The organism is Alishewanella sp. HL-SH06 (assembly GCF_052656265.1).
Window position 1 is genome coordinate 2,794,374 of sequence record NZ_CP199752.1, and the last position, 16,337, is coordinate 2,810,710.

The 16,337-nt window shown below is 46.2% G+C and carries 20 protein-coding genes; 11 read left to right on the top strand and 9 right to left on the bottom strand.

Annotation, left to right across the window (positions count from 1 at the left end; all coding sequences use genetic code 11):
* Positions 1-180 precede the first annotated feature (180 nt).
* The 6 genes from ACUJFK_RS12810 to ACUJFK_RS12835 all read left to right on the top strand — a co-directional run bounded on the left by ACUJFK_RS12810 (position 181) and on the right by ACUJFK_RS12835 (position 4,817).
* Entirely contained in the window at positions 181-1,761 is a 1,581-nt protein-coding gene (locus ACUJFK_RS12810) for an AbgT family transporter (RefSeq protein WP_226751867.1), read from the top strand.
* 105 nt (positions 1,762-1,866) lie between these two features.
* Entirely contained in the window at positions 1,867-2,595 is a 729-nt protein-coding gene (gene rsmE, locus ACUJFK_RS12815) for a 16S rRNA (uracil(1498)-N(3))-methyltransferase (protein ID WP_445425113.1), read from the top strand.
* 11 nt (positions 2,596-2,606) lie between these two features.
* Positions 2,607-3,569, top strand: a complete 963-nt coding sequence (gshB, locus tag ACUJFK_RS12820; protein ID WP_226751865.1) for a glutathione synthase — start codon at positions 2,607-2,609, stop codon at positions 3,567-3,569.
* Positions 3,570-3,587: 18 nt separating this feature from the next.
* The gene (locus ACUJFK_RS12825; RefSeq protein WP_226751864.1) at positions 3,588-4,145 is read left to right on the top strand and encodes a YqgE/AlgH family protein; all 558 of its coding nucleotides are present in this window, start codon (positions 3,588-3,590) and stop codon (positions 4,143-4,145) included.
* Positions 4,145-4,564: a Holliday junction resolvase RuvX gene (gene ruvX / locus ACUJFK_RS12830; protein ID WP_226751863.1), complete on the top strand. Its 420-nt coding sequence runs from the start codon at positions 4,145-4,147 to the stop codon at positions 4,562-4,564. The genes ACUJFK_RS12825 and ruvX overlap by 1 nt, the downstream gene beginning before the upstream one ends.
* The gene (locus tag ACUJFK_RS12835) at positions 4,548-4,817 is read left to right on the top strand and encodes a DUF1653 domain-containing protein (protein ID WP_226751862.1); all 270 of its coding nucleotides are present in this window, start codon (positions 4,548-4,550) and stop codon (positions 4,815-4,817) included. The genes ruvX and ACUJFK_RS12835 overlap by 17 nt, the downstream gene beginning before the upstream one ends.
* A gap of 55 nt (positions 4,818-4,872) precedes the next feature.
* Here the strand turns inward: ACUJFK_RS12835 and ACUJFK_RS12840 are convergent, their stop codons facing one another.
* Entirely contained in the window at positions 4,873-5,751 is an 879-nt protein-coding gene (locus ACUJFK_RS12840) for a tRNA/rRNA methyltransferase (RefSeq protein ID WP_445425114.1), read from the bottom strand.
* Positions 5,752-5,957: 206 nt separating this feature from the next.
* Between ACUJFK_RS12840 and ACUJFK_RS12845 the strand changes: the two genes are divergently transcribed.
* Positions 5,958-6,797: a 23S rRNA (adenine(2030)-N(6))-methyltransferase RlmJ gene (locus tag ACUJFK_RS12845; protein WP_445425115.1), complete on the top strand. Its 840-nt coding sequence runs from the start codon at positions 5,958-5,960 to the stop codon at positions 6,795-6,797.
* A 2-nt stretch (positions 6,798-6,799) separates the two neighbouring features.
* Complete coding sequence (locus ACUJFK_RS12850) at positions 6,800-7,579, top strand: S1/P1 nuclease (protein ID WP_445425116.1); 780 nt, start codon at positions 6,800-6,802, stop codon at positions 7,577-7,579.
* Between the two features lie 28 nt (positions 7,580-7,607).
* Here the strand turns inward: ACUJFK_RS12850 and ACUJFK_RS12855 are convergent, their stop codons facing one another.
* On the bottom strand, positions 7,608-8,153 hold the full coding sequence (locus ACUJFK_RS12855; RefSeq protein WP_445425117.1) for a hydrolase: 546 nt from the start codon (positions 8,151-8,153) through the stop codon (positions 7,608-7,610).
* 54 nt (positions 8,154-8,207) lie between these two features.
* On the bottom strand, positions 8,208-8,531 hold the full coding sequence (locus tag ACUJFK_RS12860) for a DUF440 family protein (RefSeq protein WP_306178100.1): 324 nt from the start codon (positions 8,529-8,531) through the stop codon (positions 8,208-8,210).
* Between the two features lie 93 nt (positions 8,532-8,624).
* Here ACUJFK_RS12860 and rlmA point away from each other — a divergent pair, with 93 nt between their 5' ends.
* Positions 8,625-9,428, top strand: a complete 804-nt coding sequence (gene rlmA, locus ACUJFK_RS12865; RefSeq protein WP_445425118.1) for a 23S rRNA (guanine(745)-N(1))-methyltransferase — start codon at positions 8,625-8,627, stop codon at positions 9,426-9,428.
* Here rlmA and ACUJFK_RS12870 read toward each other — a convergent pair.
* Positions 9,425-10,621, bottom strand: a complete 1,197-nt coding sequence (locus tag ACUJFK_RS12870; RefSeq protein ID WP_226751855.1) for a serine hydrolase domain-containing protein — start codon at positions 10,619-10,621, stop codon at positions 9,425-9,427. The genes rlmA and ACUJFK_RS12870 overlap by 4 nt on opposite strands.
* 198 nt (positions 10,622-10,819) lie before the next feature.
* A complete protein-coding gene (locus tag ACUJFK_RS12875; protein ID WP_226751854.1) occupies positions 10,820-11,233 on the bottom strand; it encodes an MAPEG family protein in 414 nt (137 codons plus the stop codon).
* Positions 11,234-11,450: 217 nt separating this feature from the next.
* Between ACUJFK_RS12875 and ACUJFK_RS12880 the strand changes: the two genes are divergently transcribed.
* Both ACUJFK_RS12880 and ACUJFK_RS12885 read left to right on the top strand, forming a co-directional pair.
* Positions 11,451-13,517: a site-specific recombinase gene (locus ACUJFK_RS12880; RefSeq protein WP_445425119.1), complete on the top strand. Its 2,067-nt coding sequence runs from the start codon at positions 11,451-11,453 to the stop codon at positions 13,515-13,517.
* 135 nt (positions 13,518-13,652) lie between these two features.
* Positions 13,653-14,249, top strand: coding sequence for a thymidine kinase (locus ACUJFK_RS12885; protein ID WP_226751852.1), 597 nt, complete (start codon positions 13,653-13,655; stop codon positions 14,247-14,249).
* Between the two features lie 28 nt (positions 14,250-14,277).
* Here ACUJFK_RS12885 and ACUJFK_RS12890 read toward each other — a convergent pair whose 3' ends face one another.
* Genes ACUJFK_RS12890 through ACUJFK_RS12905 form a run of 4 tightly spaced genes read right to left on the bottom strand, consistent with a single transcriptional unit; the run spans position 14,278 to position 16,337 of the window.
* The gene (locus tag ACUJFK_RS12890) at positions 14,278-14,583 is read right to left on the bottom strand and encodes an EscU/YscU/HrcU family type III secretion system export apparatus switch protein (RefSeq protein ID WP_226751851.1); all 306 of its coding nucleotides are present in this window, start codon (positions 14,581-14,583) and stop codon (positions 14,278-14,280) included.
* A 17-nt stretch (positions 14,584-14,600) separates the two neighbouring features.
* On the bottom strand, positions 14,601-15,038 hold the full coding sequence (locus ACUJFK_RS12895; protein ID WP_445425120.1) for a DUF2802 domain-containing protein: 438 nt from the start codon (positions 15,036-15,038) through the stop codon (positions 14,601-14,603).
* Positions 15,038-15,532, bottom strand: a complete 495-nt coding sequence (locus ACUJFK_RS12900; RefSeq protein WP_306178095.1) for a chemotaxis protein CheW — start codon at positions 15,530-15,532, stop codon at positions 15,038-15,040. The genes ACUJFK_RS12895 and ACUJFK_RS12900 overlap by 1 nt, the downstream gene beginning before the upstream one ends.
* Positions 15,525-16,337: a chemotaxis protein CheW gene (locus ACUJFK_RS12905; RefSeq protein WP_445425121.1), complete on the bottom strand. Its 813-nt coding sequence runs from the start codon at positions 16,335-16,337 to the stop codon at positions 15,525-15,527. Before ACUJFK_RS12905 ends, ACUJFK_RS12900 begins: the two co-directional genes overlap by 8 nt.

The following is a 16,337-nucleotide window of genomic DNA, read 5'->3' on the forward strand; positions in this document are numbered from 1 at the left end:
TTGTATAAAAACTAAAAAAAGGAGAGCTGAGCTCTCCTTTTTTCTTTTTTAAATGACCGTTCAGCTGATTTGCCGCTTACCTGACGCCAAGTTTTGTGTATGATTATTGGTAAGTTGTACCTTCCAGGGTCATTCACTGTAACAGTGAGTACACAATAAAAAATAAAAAAAGGATATGTTATGTCTGAACAAACCGCAGCCAATAACAATGGCTGGATGAATCGTGCGCTCAATACGATTGAGGTGGTGGGTAATAAATTGCCCGATCCTGCCGTATTATTTGCATTGTTAATGGTGATTGTTTGGGTAACCTCGTGGTTACTGTCGGGGGTGAGCTTTGATGAGCTGGACCCTCGCTCTGGTCAACAAATCGCCATAGTCAACTTGCTTTCGGGTGAAGCGTTAACGAACTTCACCTCCAATATAGTCAATACTTTTGTCACCTTCCCGCCGCTGGGTGTGGTACTGGTTGCGATGCTAGGTTTGGGCGTTGCCGAATATACCGGTTTTATTAATGCTGGCCTACGCTCAATTTTATCCGTTACCCCGAAAATGCTACTGACCCCAGTACTTGTTGCGGTAGGTGTACTCAGTCACGTTGCGGTTGATGCAGGCTATGTGCTCGTGGTGCCGCTTGGCGCAGTGATATTTTATGCTGCAGGCCGTCATCCTTTAGCCGGTATTGCTGCCGCCTTCGCGGGTGTATCCGGCGGCTTCTCAGCTACTTTCTTTGTGCCATCGAGCCTAGATCCGTTACTCGCCGGATTAACACAAACCTCAGCACAAATTCTTGACCCCAGCGTCACCATCAACCCGCTGAATAACTATTTCTTTACCACTGCGTCAACCTTTTTAATTATTGTCATTGGTTGGGTCTTGACGGATAAAGTAATTGAACCTCGCTTAAAAACAACTAAAGTTGATGGTGATACGTCACAAATGGTGACCATGGAAGCCTTATCGCCTAATGAGTCTCGTGGTTTACGAGCAGCAGGCTTGTCGATGTTAGCGGTTATCGCCTTACTTGCCTTAAGTATCGTGGTACCAGAACAAACACCTTGGGCAGCTAAACCAGAAGAGGTATTAGCCGGTGTAAACCCATTGCTTACTGCCGCCGCACCACTAATGAAATCGATTGTGACCATTATCTTTGTGTTCTTTTTAGTGCCAGGTATTGTATATGGTTATGTGTCTGGCTCGGTTAAAAATCACCGCGATGTGGTCAAGGGCATGAGCCATGCTATGAGCGGTATGGGCTATTACATTGTGATGGCATTTTTCTGTGCACTATTTTTATACGCTTTTAACCAGTCTAATCTAGGTGTGTTACTCGCCGTAAAAGGCGCTAATGCTTTAAAGGCTATGGGCTTACCTTTGAGTATGACGCTGGTGGGTATTGTATTCTTATCTGGCTTCGTCAATTTAGTGGTCGGTTCAGCGTCGGCTAAATGGGCACTGATTGGCGCTATTATGGTGCCTATGCTGATGGAGTTAGGCATTTCGCCTGACTTAACGCAAGCAGCTTATCGGGTAGGTGATTCATCAACGAATATCATCACCCCACTGTTACCGTACTTCCCGCTGATTGTAGTGTTCTGCCAAAAGTATGTTAAAAACAGTGGTATTGGTACCTTAGTTGCACTGATGCTGCCGTTCTCGGTAGTGATGCTTGTATTGTGGACGGCTTTCTTGCTTGGGTTCTGGGCATTAGATCTGCCACTGGGCTTTGGATCAACTTACGAATACGTGCCCGTGCGCTAAGTTGTTTACGGCCACTTTGCAAAACCGCTGTTCGCAGCGGTTTTTTATTTTGAACCCGCAGCTCAGGCTGCTAACATTAACGCTTTTAGCATCGGAACCGCCGGCATGCGTATACCTCGTATTTATACTCCTCAAACGTTGAGTGTTCATCAAACACTGCTGCTTGATGATGACGCAGCAAATCACGTGTCTCGCGTGTTACGCATGCAAACGGGCCAAGCCATACAACTCTTTAATGGCGATGGTTTTAATTACAACAGCCACATTGTTGATGTTAGCAAAAAGCAAGTGCAGGTAAAGGTTGTGGCACAACAGGCTAACCCGGTTGAGTCACCGCTATCTATTCACTTAGGTCAAGGTATTTCACGCGGCGATCGCATGGACTTTGCTATTCAAAAAGCCGTTGAGTTAGGTGTGACTGAAATTACCCCCCTATTTACCGACCGTTGTGGCGTAAAACTGGATGGCGAACGTTTGGCTAAACGTAACGAGCAATGGCAAAAAATTGCCATAAGTGCCTGTGAGCAAAGTGGTCGCAGTGTTGTGCCAAGGGTGCATCCGGCCATTTCTTTAGCGCAATGGCTGGCCCAACAAACAAAAGAATTAAAACTCACCTTGGATCCGCGCGCCAGCGCCACCATTAAAACATTAAGTCCAGCGCAAACAATTCGGCTGGTTATTGGCCCGGAAGGCGGCTTTACGGATACCGAAGTTATCGCTACGGCCCAAGCCCAGTTTACGGGTATCCAGCTTGGACCGCGCATTTTACGAACAGAAACGGCTGCACTAACCGCCATTAGTGCCTTGCAATTGCAATTTGGCGATCTTGCCTAAGGTTAAATGTTATGACGATAAAACTGGGTATCGTGATGGACCCCATCAGCCAAATCAACATCAATAAAGATTCCAGCTTTGCCATGCTGCTGCAGGCGCAAAATCGTGGTTATGAAATTCATTATATGGAAATGGCCGACTTGTATTTATTACAAGGCCAAGCGCGTGCCCGCACGGTTACGCTGCGGGTACAACAAGATCAACATAGCTGGTATCAATTTGGCACAGAACAGGATATCGCTCTGAGCGAACTTGATGTGATCCTGATGCGTAAAGATCCACCGTTTGATACCGAATATATTTATGCCACTTACATGCTAGAGCGAGCAGAAGACTTGGGGACTTTGATCGTTAACAAGCCGCAAAGCCTGCGTGATGCCAATGAAAAACTCTACACCAGCTGGTTTAGTCAGTTTACGCCTAAAACCTTAGTCAGCCGTGATCCTTCGCGTTTAAAAGCCTTCTATAAAACTGAGCAGGATATTATTTTGAAGCCGTTAGATGGTATGGGCGGCGCATCGATCTTCCGCTTACAACCGGGCGATCCGAATATCAGTGTCATCATTGAAACGCTGACTGAACATGGCAGTCGTTACGCTATGGCACAACGTTTTATTCCAGAAATTACCCAAGGTGATAAACGAATATTGGTGATCGATGGTGAACCTGTGCCATACTGCTTAGCAAGGATCCCTGCTTCAGGGGAAACACGCGGCAATCTGGCCGCGGGTGGTCGAGGTGAAGCTCGAGCCTTGTCTGAAACCGATTGGCAAATCGCTAAAGCCATCGGCCCAACACTAAAAGCCAAAGGGTTAATCTTCGTCGGTCTAGATGTTATCGGCGATAAATTAACTGAAATCAATGTTACCAGTCCAACCTGTATTCGGGAAATCGAAGCCGCTTTTCCGATCAGTATTACTGGCATGTTGTTTGACGCCATTGAACAGCGCCTGGCAGCACGCTTAACGCCGTAATGATATCGCGGAGGTTGTATGCAAGGATTTCAGAACCATTTTCTCATTGCAATGCCTGCTTTGGACGATCCAATGTTCAAACGCAGTGTAACCTATGTTTGTGAGCACAATGATGAAGGCGCTATGGGTATTGTTATCAATCACCCTCTCCCGGTCAGCGTGGCTGATTTATTAAAACAACTCGAAATAACCTTTGATGCCGACAGCCCGGTGGCCAGTAGCCAAGTTTGTGCTGGAGGCCCAGTACAGAGTGATCGTGGCTTTGTATTGCATACCGCTAAACCGGGCTATCATAGCAGTATGCCATTGGAAAACGGCTTAATGGTCACTACCTCAAAAGATATTTTGATGGATTTAACCACCGCCGCTGCGCCAGAGAAGTTTATTTTGGCGCTGGGCTATGCCGGTTGGACCGCCGGCCAGTTAGAGCAAGAAATTGCAGATAATAGCTGGCTAGTAGTGCCTGCCGATAATCATATCATTTTTGATTTGATCCATGCTGAAAAATGGCAATCCGCAACCGCGGCCATTGGCATTAAACCTTGGCAATTAACCAACGAGGCTGGCCACGCTTAATGCAACATCGCACCATTTTATGTTTTGATTATGGCACCAAAAGTATCGGGGTCGCTGTCGGTTCAGAATTAACCGGCAGTGCTACCTTACTTCCTGCTTTAAAAGCGCGTGATGGCATTCCGGAATGGGAGCAGATTGAGCGCTTAATAAAAGACTGGCAGCCGCAGTTATTGTTAGTCGGTTTACCGCTTAATATGGACGGTACTGAGCAAGACTTTACTGTGCGAACACGTAAATTCGCCAACCGCCTCCATGGCCGTTTTGGTTTAGCCGTCGCGCTACATGATGAGCGTTTATCCACCGCAGATGCGCGCAGTAGACTATTTGCAGAAGGCGGTTACCGTAATCTGAGTAAAGATAAAGTAGACAGCCTATCGGCACAGATCATTTTTGAGGGCTGGCATGAACAACAACACTAAGCCTGACTTGCCACAAGGCTATTATCAACACTACAAAGGGCGTTATTACCAAGTTGTTGACTTGGCTATGCATAGCGAAACCGCCGAATGGCTAGTGATCTATCGTGCGCTATACGGCGATTTTGGCCTGTGGGCTCGCCCCGCCACCATGTTTAGTGAAAACGTTGATATTGCAGGCGAACTGATCCCACGTTTTAGTTATGTCGGCTCCACCTTACCCAAAGCACTAAGCTCACTGGCGAATACCCCTTAAAGATGGACAGCAGCGACACTACTAATCGTCGCTGTTACCGATACTACAACGCGCCCTAACTTTGTTGCCGATACCACTCACCCAGAATTAAGCTTGCGGCCACGCTCACGTTAAGCGATTCCACTTTACCGGTGCCAGGTATTTGCAGCGCGATGTCCGCGTTTTTGGCGACATGTTGCGATACACCAAACATTTCTTCACCAAACACGATCACCACTTTGGCCGGTAATGGCGTGTTATATAACGAGCTGCCGCCATGGCTAGAGGTTGTAATAAGCGTATAACCTGCCTCTTTACAGAGCTTCAGTGCCAGTGGCAGATTGTCGCAACTTAAACCATCGACAAATTCACCGCCGCCTTCAGCGGTGCGCAGCGCCGCGCCCGATTGTAATAACTCAGGCTGCTTCATAATAATGCCGCCCACGCCAAAATGGGCACAGCTGCGGGTAATAGCGCCTAAATTATGCGGATTACCCACGCCATCTAGCGCCAGCAAACAATCTTGCTTGCGGCCTTTTTGTTGTAAATAGTCGGCGAGTTTTTGCTGCGCTTTACGTTTTACCAGCAGCACTATGCCACCGTGATGGCCACTGCCGGCTACTTTTTCAAGCTCGGCATCATCAACAATATGGTAGGCTTTTTTCGCTGCGGCTAAATACTTCATCATATCGGCAAACTTTGGTGCCAGCTGCGCCGATAAATACAAACGGATTACTGACTCTGGCCGTTGTTGAAACATGACCCGACAGGCATTCTCACCGTAAATTTTACCTTCGTTATCCAACACGGTTTTCAACGGCTTAGCGGTTTGCGGTTTTAATGCGGCTACCGGACGTTTTGCTTTATTTGCTGCTGATTTCGCGTTTTTCATCCAAGGCTTTTGCAACGGATCCGCTGCTTTGCCGCCTTTTGGCCGTTGTTGTGACATACCCATTCCCGTTTCTTTAGCATTTTGCTATCGCTTGCTGTATGCCGCAGATTTTAGCAGTTAGGCGCCGACAATACTTGGTTTTTTCTTGCACCGAGTCCGCGTGGGTATGCTGCAAAGCGATTGCTATTAGTGCCATGGTTTTAACACTTGTTTTTTTAAGTTAACGCAGTATCCTTGGCGCCTTAAATGGCAAAGCAAGGCTCTTCTTTATGCTCAGTTATCGTCACAGCTACCATGCGGGTAATCACGCCGATGTGGTAAAACATCTTACCGAGGTAGCCATCTTAGACTACCTGCTAAAAAAAGATAAACCGCTGTGTTATCACGATACGCATGCCGGCGCGGGCCTGTATAGTTTGCAAAGCGAACACGCGCTAAAAACCGCTGAATACCAAGGCGGTATTGCTAAACTTTGGCAATACGAAGCGCAAAGCTCCTTATTAAAACGCTATATCGCGCTAATTAACCAACTTAATCCCGATGGCGAACTGGCTTTTTATCCGGGCTCGCCGAAAATTGCCGCGTTAATGCTGCGTAATGACGACCATATTCAAGCCACTGAACTGCATCCTACCGACTTTCCGGTGCTAAAAAGCCAATTTGTGCGCCGCCGTTATACGCGTATTGAAAATACCGATGCTTATGCCGGCTTTAAAGCGATGCTGCCGCCCTTGGTCAAGCGCGGTTTAGTGTTAATAGACCCGCCTTATGAGTTAAAAACCGAGTATCAAGACTTGGTTACAGGCTTACAAGAAGCCTATAAACGCTTTCCGCAAGCGACCTATGCCATTTGGTATCCGGTGATTGAACGCATCGCGGTTGAAGCCTTTATAAATAGCCTTGTTGCTACTGGCATTAAAAATCAGTTACGTATTGAGTTTAATTTACATGCCGATAGCCATGGGCATGGCATGACGGGCAGTGGTATGTTGGTGATTAACCCGCCTTACACCTTAGCCGAGGACATGCAAGGGGCGTTAAACGAAGTGCAACAAAAGATCGGTGAAGCGGCCAGCCGCTTTAGTATTACTCAACTGGTTGGAGAATAAATATGCGCAGTTTTTTAGTGTTATGTGCACTGTTAATAAGCTTCAATAGCTTTGGTTTTGGGCGCACCGGGCATGCGCTGATCTGTAATATGAGCTTACAATTACTGTCGGTACAAACCCAACAGCACGTGGCGAGCTTAGTTGCCGCCTCACCCCATACCGAATTCGCCAGTGCTTGCGCGTGGCCAGATGAAGTGCGCAGTGAAGAGGAATATCGTTGGAGTGCGCCCCATCACTATGTGAATATGCCGCGCCCAGAACAAGAAATTAAGCATGACCACTGCCCTGAACAAGGCTGTATTTTATCGGCTATCGCCGATATGCAGCAGCGTTTAACCGCAGATGCGACTGACTGGCAAGCCTTGTTATTTTTAGCGCATTATATTGGCGACTTACATCAGCCACTGCATGTCAGTTACGCCGATGATCTTGGCGGCAATCGCACTGCTGTGTATTTTTATAACCCAGAAACGCCGGCTAATTTACACGGCATTTGGGATAGCAGCATGCTGCACAAACTCGGTTATGACGAAGATTACCAGAGACAAGAATGGTTATTTTTGCAAATTAACCCAGAAAACACCGCGCTGTGGCAACAAGGCAGCGTGTTAGATTGGGCAAATGAATCTGCACGGTTAACCTTTGATATTTATCAGCATTATCGGCCAGGCATGTTAATTGACGACAGCTATTTAGCACAGTATCAAGCTAATTTAGAGCAACGTTTACAACAAGCTGCGGTACGATTGGCGCTTTTGCTAGAACAGCTGCTCGGTCAATAACGTCTTTAGTCTCGCAGCCAACACGCGGTTATTTAATCCAACCTTTGCTAATTTGCCGGAACAACTCTGTTCCGGCGCGCTCTAGCCATTCAAAGGCTAACATTTCCTTGCTGATCACTACTGCACCGGCTTGTTGCATGCGACTAAGCGCCAGCTGTTTGTTTTCAGGCGTACGCGAGCCGACTGCTTCGCAGACCAAATACACTTGATAGCCGGCAGCAAGTAAGTCTAGCACCGTTTGCAACACACAAACATGCGCTTCTGTGCCAAGCACCACCACTTGTGGCCGTTGCTGTGCGGCAACAGCCGCAACAATCTCGGGTTCACGCATAGCACTAAAATGAATTTTTTCATGCACCGCGCCACTAGGAAGTAACTCGAGCAATGAGGGGATAGTATGACCTAAGCCAGCAGGATACTGTTCTGTCGCTATTACCGGCACGTCACATAAGCTGGCAATTTGTAACACCCAAGCGGCAGCCTGACTCAGCTGCGCCTGATCAGCAATAGCTGGAGCCAATTTGCTTTGGATATCAATCAGCAAAACCTGACTCTGTTGTACCTGCAATAACATAGAGACTCCAATACTAAACCTTTTAGCTAAAACACCCTTACCGAATCATTCGTTTTATTGCCCACGCCACAACGCATGGCACAGGGTTTCATGCTTTTCGCGACTTAACAAAATACGGGCTAATACCAAGTCGGCACTGCCGTTCTCGCCCGTTACACCAATTTGTGCTTCGTAGTGCAGTTCGGGTTCAAGTTCTTGATTGACGGTGTCAATCCAATCACTGCTTGGTACCACCAAATCGACATAGCCGCGTGCTTCATAATGCTGCTGATAAAACTGATAATCTTCAGCTGATAGGTTATCGGCTGCTAATTCTTCAAATATATCAAAGGCATGGTCACATAATTCATCTAAAGACCACATTTCCAATTCTTGCATAGACCCCCCACATAATTTTCCGCAGTATACCAAGGCTTTGCGGCGAAAGCTTGCCTGCTGCTACAATAGCGTTTTTGCTATCTTGGTTTAACTATGTACCTGTGCCCACTGTGTCAACAAGCTTTAGTTTTAAATAATAAACAGTATCAGTGTGTCAATCGACATAGTTTTGATCAGGCCAAAGAAGGCTACGTTAACCTATTGCCAGTACAGCAAAAAAACTCGCAAGATCCAGGTGATAATAAAGAGATGATGCAAGCCCGCCGCGCATTCTTGCAAGCCGATTGGTATCGGCCCATGGCCGAGCAAGTTGGCGCCACGTTAAAACCTCTTCAAGCCGCTAAGTTGTTGGATCTAGGGTGCGGTGAAGGCTATTACAGTAACCTATTACAGCAACAATTAACTCTTGAAGAACAGCATGGTATCGATATTTCAAAAAGCGCCATTCGCTCGGCAGCAAAACAGTATACACAGGTTCATTTTGCGGTCGCTAGTGCCTATAGCTTGCCTTTTGCCGCAGGCTATTTTGATGCCATAGTGCGTATTTATGCGCCCTCTTTAGCCAGTGAACTGAGCCGTGTGCTCAAAGTGGGTGGTCACTTACTTACCGTTACCCCCGCCCCTGAGCATTTGCTGCAACTTAAACAAGCGATTTATAGCGAAGTACGTTTGCACAATGATGCCATTACTGACATAACAGATTTTCAGCATGTTACAAGAGAACGGTTGAGTTTTCAGCTAATGCAGTTAACGGCAACCGATTTAATGCAGTTAATCACAATGGTGCCATTAGGTTGGAAGTTCAGTGCTGCAGTCAAAGCAGAATTACTGGCGCAAGCGCCAGCAATTCAATGTGATTTCTATTTAGATTTATATCAGAAAGTTGCCAAGGCTTAACAGCTAGACGCTTTTTTTGTGCTGTTTTTCTCGGAAAGTTTGCAACCTGCAAGTAAACTGGCTTTGTCTTCTTTTTGCATTGCCGTAAACATGGTTGACCAAAAATGCGTGCTTAATTCTGCAACCACATTCGATTCCGCATTTAATAAAATCACTAAGCCCAACTCACGATCTTTAGAATACGCTAATTCGGCACGAAAGCCTTGAACCCAACCACCGTGATACACCAGTTGCTCTTGACCAAACTGATAAACGCGCCAGCCCAGGGCATAATGGGCATCGGTAATATGCTCACGCCACTGACGACGGCGCAGATCGCGAACCGTGCGAACACGCTTGTTCGTCATATATTGCAGTTGTTCGCTATTTAGCACCTCGGGGTTATAACCTAATTGCGCAATTAACCAATAGCCTAAATCGATAGCACTAGCATTGACCCCTGCAGCAGGTGCAAAACGATAGTAACTTTCGCTAACGGTACGAGGATACCATTTACCTTTAGCTTTCACATGGGGAATGGCGCGATTTTCAGTATCTAAAAACCCCTGATAGCCCACCGATGCCGTTGGCATATGCAGTGGTTCAAAAATATTCTGCCGTAGCAAACTGGCATAATCTTGCGAGGTCGATTGCTGCATAATGGGTTCAATTAAACTGAACAAGACATTTTGATAGCCATAACACTGGCCGGGTGTACACAGCGGATCTAACTTTTGAAATTGCGGTAAAATGCGTTCAGGCTGAAAATTAGCCTCAATCAGGTTGTCATAAGCATTGGCAATTACCCCAGTACTTTGCGACAGTAAATGTTCTACTTTTAATTTATTATTAAACGAACGCGTTTTAAACGAAAAATCAGGCAAATAGCGATTAACCGGATCATCCCATTTAAAATGACCTTGCGATGCAAGAATACTGGCTAACCCGCCGGCGAAGGTTTTAGAAACAGAAGCAATTCGAAATACCGTAAAAGCATCAACGGGTAGCTTGCTACCCACTTCACGTACACCAAAACCCTTAGCGCGGATAATCTTGTTTTTATAAACAATAGCATAGGCGGCACCAGGCACTTGCTGTTGCTGCACTTGTTCTTGAAAGAACTGGTCAAACTCTTTTAATAGTTCTGGCGAAGGCTCGGCAAAAACTGTAAAGCTAGCACCTAAACATAACAAACCGCATAACGCTTTTAGCAAAATAACCTCATCTACTACTGATCTACCGCTTCAGGGTAAATCAAGGGTTAGTCTTGGTTAATCATAGCAGCTAAACCCCAGTGTACTCTAGGGTTAGTTCTGCGTTACCTGCTATTTTTGTTTTGGTTGGTTAAGGCACTAACCCTTTATTTTCAGGCCTAAGTACAAGCCGGTGTATTTTATTAACAAATGCACAAACTATAATGCCAATAGCAGCAAACGGCCCCAAATCACCCACAGCACCACACAACCTAAGACAAATAACCGAAAACGTGGACGCAAGGTATTGCTACCAATATGCACCACGGTATGTGCGATACGTAGCAGCACAAAGGCCGTACCGAGCAACAAAAAGGTCAAATCGGCCAAACCAAACTGCAATATAAATAACACACTAAATAGATACAGCATGGGCATCTGAAATTGATTATCGAAATTACGGCCTGTCGCTATGACTTGTTGATCCGCGCCACGTAAATCCATGGTTTGAAAAGCGGCCATGTTAATTTGTTTGTTACGAGCCGCTTTGAAACGTCGCCGCCCCATCAGCACCATGACCACGCTGGTTAGCACGACTTGCGCAAAAACGGTCAATAATAACCACTTTTCCATCTTTTATTTCCTTAAATCAACGATATTGTTGTTGGGTAGTATGCCTGTTTTAAGGTAAAACAACCAATAAAGGTCTAAAGGCTAATGTAAATTTAAACTACGCAAGCTAGATGACACTGCGGTATCATAAGGGCGCACTGGCAAATGCTGTGGCTATGCAGAGCAAACAGCTGATGAAAACGACGCAGTATAGGCTTGTATAGGGTATGAGGTGTTAATGGATAAATTAAATGCGCTGATGCTCGTTCGCGCTTTAGCCGCTGAAAAAGAAGGATTACCCCTGCTAAAACACTTAGTGGGCTGGGTAAACGAGTCACGCTTTAGCTTTGAGCGCAAAAAACGCGCTAAAAAATTATTAGAAACACTGCAACAAAATCTCGCTGAAAGTGAAATGATTGCCAACAACTTGTTCAGTTGGCTGTGCAGTGTGCATATCTATCCGGCATTAGTCAGCCTTGGCGTTTTTTCGCGTCGCGGTTTTTTTCGCGAATTATCTAGCCGCCTCTATGAAAAAGTGAACCCAGCACCGCGGGATCTGAGCGAATTAAAAGATGTGCTGGCCGAAGTCTTTAAAAAAATTGTTATTGATGATGAAGAGCATGTTGATGGCCCAGGCTTGTTTACCGAGTTCAGCAGCTTTTTTCTAAGCGTAGTCAGCAAAGAAAAACTAACGGCATTTGAAGAGCACATGCATGAAGATGCCTTGTGCGCACTGGAAATGCTCAGTGTCTGGATCGCTGCAGAAGAGATGGAGCCGGATCTGATGCGATTAGATAAGCGGCTCAACAACATTGATTCTGCATTTATTGCGCTGCATCGTGAACTGAATATGTTAGTGGGCCATTATCGGCAAAAACAACCGGATGTCGAATTACCGCTCTACGACTGTGCACATTACATCGTGATGGTTGAGCAATGCTATGAGCAAATAGACCGCTTAAGACGCCGTGCGGCAGCAGCAGGCAGCACGGTGGCCGTGTCTCATCTGTTAGAACGCTTAGAGCAAACGCTAAGCCGGATAGAACAATTAGTGATATTGATTACCGGTCAGGATCGCGCCGAGCTGCACCGGCATACTTTAGAGTTAACCGAGCAGTTACTGTATACCAGCCGCGAGAAAAAAAGCGTGCGTGCGCTATGGCGCAGCAGTACTCAGCTGTTATCGAAAAGTATCAGCGTGAACAAAAGCAGTCATGGTGAACATTACATCACCCGCGATAAAAGCCAATTTTTTGGTTTAGTGGCCTCAGCCGCAGGTGCAGGCGTGATTATTGCCGTGATGGCACTGATTAAAATTCATATCCAAGCGCTGGGGTTATCCCCCTTCTCTAACGCTGCGCTGGCCAGTTTAAATTATGGCCTAGGTTTTGTGCTCATTCATATGTTAGGCCTGACTGTCGCCACCAAGCAGCCAGCCATGACTGCGGCCAGTTTTGCCGCTGAAGTTGAAAAAGGTGAAAACGGCCGGGCAGCCCATAAAAAACTGGCCACCTTACTGATTGACGTAAATCGGTCGCAGTGGGCTGCAGTATGGGGTAACGTCAGTATTGCCGTGATAACCGCTTCAATTATTGCCTTGAGCTTTTGGTATTGGCAAGATCGCCCCATTTTAGATGCTGCGGCGGTGTCTTATCAGTTAGATGCCATCTCGCCTTGGCATGGCTCACTGTTTTTTGCGGCTATTGCAGGGGTTTGGTTATTCTGCTCGGGCATTATTGCCGGTTTTTTTGAAAACCGCGCCAATTACCTTGAATTAAATTTACGGCTATACCAACACCCTTTACTGAAACGGCTCCTACCGCAGCGCGCGCGTAAAGCTTTTGCCGAATATTGGCATGAAAACTATGGCGCCTTGGCCGGTAATTTCTTTTTTGGTGTGTTATTGGGCATGACCAGCTACTTAGGCTACTTGCTTGATTTACCGTTGGATATTCGGCATGTCGCTTTTGCTTCAGCCAATTTAGGCTACAGCACAGTCGATGGCGATTTGGGCCTCTTCGGCTTTTTGTTTTATTTAGTGATGGTGTTATTAATTGGTTTTGTTAATTTGTGGGTGAGCTTTACTCTCGCCCTAACCGTGGCATTGCGCGCACGCGGCACGCAAATTGGTAAGTTTTCGTTGTTATTGAAAAGTGTGTTCGAACAAATAAAACAAAATCCGTTAAATTTATTCTTTCCAATAGTGCAACCCGCTAAACCAACACAAAACAATAAAAAAGCAGATGACAGCGCCGTTAAGCGCGCTGAAAAACCGCAAGAAAGGGTGAAAACTGCAGATCATTAACACCATACCAACGCCCTGCTGCCGGTTAATTTAAGCCGCAGCAGGCAGTTAAATCCTGCTAGGCTTGAAGCGCAGCTAGCTGATTTTCTATAGTAAGTTGCTATACTGCGCCGTCAGCATTTTTAGGGTACCGTAATGGCTCAATTGTATTTTTATTATTCGGCAATGAATGCCGGCAAATCCACTTCTTTACTGCAAAGTGCCTATAACTATCAAGAACGCGGCATGACGGTGGCCATTTTCACCGCTGCTTTAGATAATCGCTTTGGTTTAGGTAAAGTCAGTTCGCGCATTGGTTTGGCCATGGATGCGCACATTTTTGATCACCAATTCGACTTTTTCACTACACTGCAACAACAAAAAGCCGCAGGTCGTTTAGATTGTGTGTTGATTGATGAAGCACAGTTTTTATCAAAAACACAGGTGCGGCAGCTGACAGACGTAGTAGATGAGCTAAATGTGCCGGTGTTGGCCTTTGGCTTACGTACAGATTTTTTGGGTGAAACCTTTGCTGGAAGCCAGGCACTTTTAGCTTGGGCGGACAAATTGATTGAATTAAAAACTATTTGTCATTGTGGTCGTAAAGCGAATTTTGTGGTGCGGTTAGATGAACATGGCCAGGCAGCGACAGCGGGCTCGCAAGTACAAATTGGCGGTAATGAAAGTTATGTTTCGATGTGTCGTCAGCACTTTAAAGCGCTAGTATGGCAAAAGCCAGAAACGGCTGAATAGCCCTTTGGCTACAACAAGAACATGCGGGTTAGGCTTTTAGGTCAATACGCTGATGAATGTTATGCCAGTTTTCAGGAAACTTGCCTTGCAGTACATAGGAGAAAGCAATTAACTCGGCGATAATCAGATACAAGGCCTTAGGGATCTGATCGCCTAATTGTAATTGGCTTAACAGCCGAGATAACTCGGCATCTTCATGTATCAATACACCGTGCTCACGCGCTAGGGCAATAATATCAGCTGCTAACTGGCCATGCCCTTTTGCAATAATAATGGGCGCGCCGGCGCCGTCATATTTTAGCGCGGTAGCGCTTTGCTCTGGCTGATCACTCATAGCGACCTCTGCTTGGCTTAACCTTGTTTTTGTTGATGCAAATTGACCAACAATTCGGCTTCAGCGCGTGGTAATTCACATTCACGGATAATTTCTTCGAGATCCGCGCCCAGCTCCACCATCTTCATGGCTCGGCTATAAATTTTACTCTCTGGATCGCTTAGTGCAATCACTTGATGCTGTTCGTGTAACTCAGCTAATTGGTTTTTTAAGCGCTGTTGCGACTCTTGTAAATTGAGTACGCGCTGGCCAACACCAATCACGCCTGAGCGCAGCTCTTCTAGCTCAGCCTGCGCTGTGGCCGCGTGTTGCTGGCTGCTCTCAAGCTGAGCACTCAGTAGACTGACTTTACGCTCAACTTGTGCCAAACGCTTACGAAGCCACAAGGCCAGAAACAGCACACTGACTATGCCTAGGCCTAACAACGGCCAGACTAACCAAACGGGTATGTTCATCAAAGGCTGTTAATCTCGTCCCATTCTTCATCATTTAGCATTTTATTCAAGTCAACCAAAATGAGTAACTCACCATCGCGGTTAGACACACCTTGAATAAAACGTGCACTTTCATCGGTACCGACATTCGGTGCACTATCCACCTCAGACTGTTTTAAGTAAACCACTTCGGCGACACTGTCGACCAAAATACCAATTACTTGCTTTTCTGCTTCGATAATCACCACACGAGTATTATCGGTGACCTCGGCTGGAGGTAAACCAAATCGAGCCCGCGTATCAATAACGGTAACAACATTTCCGCGTAAATTAATGATGCCCAGTACATACTCTGGTGAGCCAGGTACAGGTGCGATCTCACTGTAACGCAGCACCTCTTGGACCTGCATCACATTGATGCCATAAGTTTCTTCCTGCAAACGGAAGGTTACCCATTGCAACACTTCGTCGACAACCTGTTTTTTATCTGCCGATTGGGAAACTTTATTACTCATCTACAGCTCCTCGTGCTCTATTTCTGCGGGCGTTGATATCGAGGCCTTGGTTTAGCAAGGCGATTAGCTCGTCAACTTCAAGTAAGACACACATATGTTCTTTGATCAATCCGGCGATCCACGGGCGCTTGCCTTTGTGTTCACGCCACTTCACTTCTTCAGGTTCTAAGGTCATGGTATCAATTAGGCTTTCGCAACACAGCCCCCAATTACTTGACCCTAACATAATGAGATAATTATAGTTTAACTCTTGTTCCAGAGTTTCGTTATATTTTTCTGGCATGACCCAGCGCGCGGTGTCGACCACATTGATTTTTTGTTCACGATACAACATCACGCCGCGAAACCAATTCGGCTTGCCAAATAAACTGGTAATGGTTCTAAGCTCATGAATACCACCAAGTTCAGTCAATGGCACTGCAATTTTTAAACCGGCCACATTAAAAAATAATACTTGAAACCGTTCTTTTCGATACGCTTTCGCCGTTGTATCGGAGGCAGCAGCGACGGTATTAGCCGCTAAACGCTGTGCTATGGGGATCGCTCTGTTACTGGCAACCTCAGTGTGCTGCACGGCCAGTTTGGTCGGTGCTAAAACGGGTTCAACCGGCGTTTTTACATTAACCGCGGCGGCTGTCGCAGCCACGGGCTTCGCAGTAACAGCTTGCGCTAATAATGTGTTTAATTCAGCACGTTGTTTTTCCGCAACAGCACTAACGGCGACCTCAGCGCGATCATCGTCTTCGGTTAATAACGAATCTAAATAGCCTTGAATCACTTTTTGACTGGCAATTAACTGGCTCAT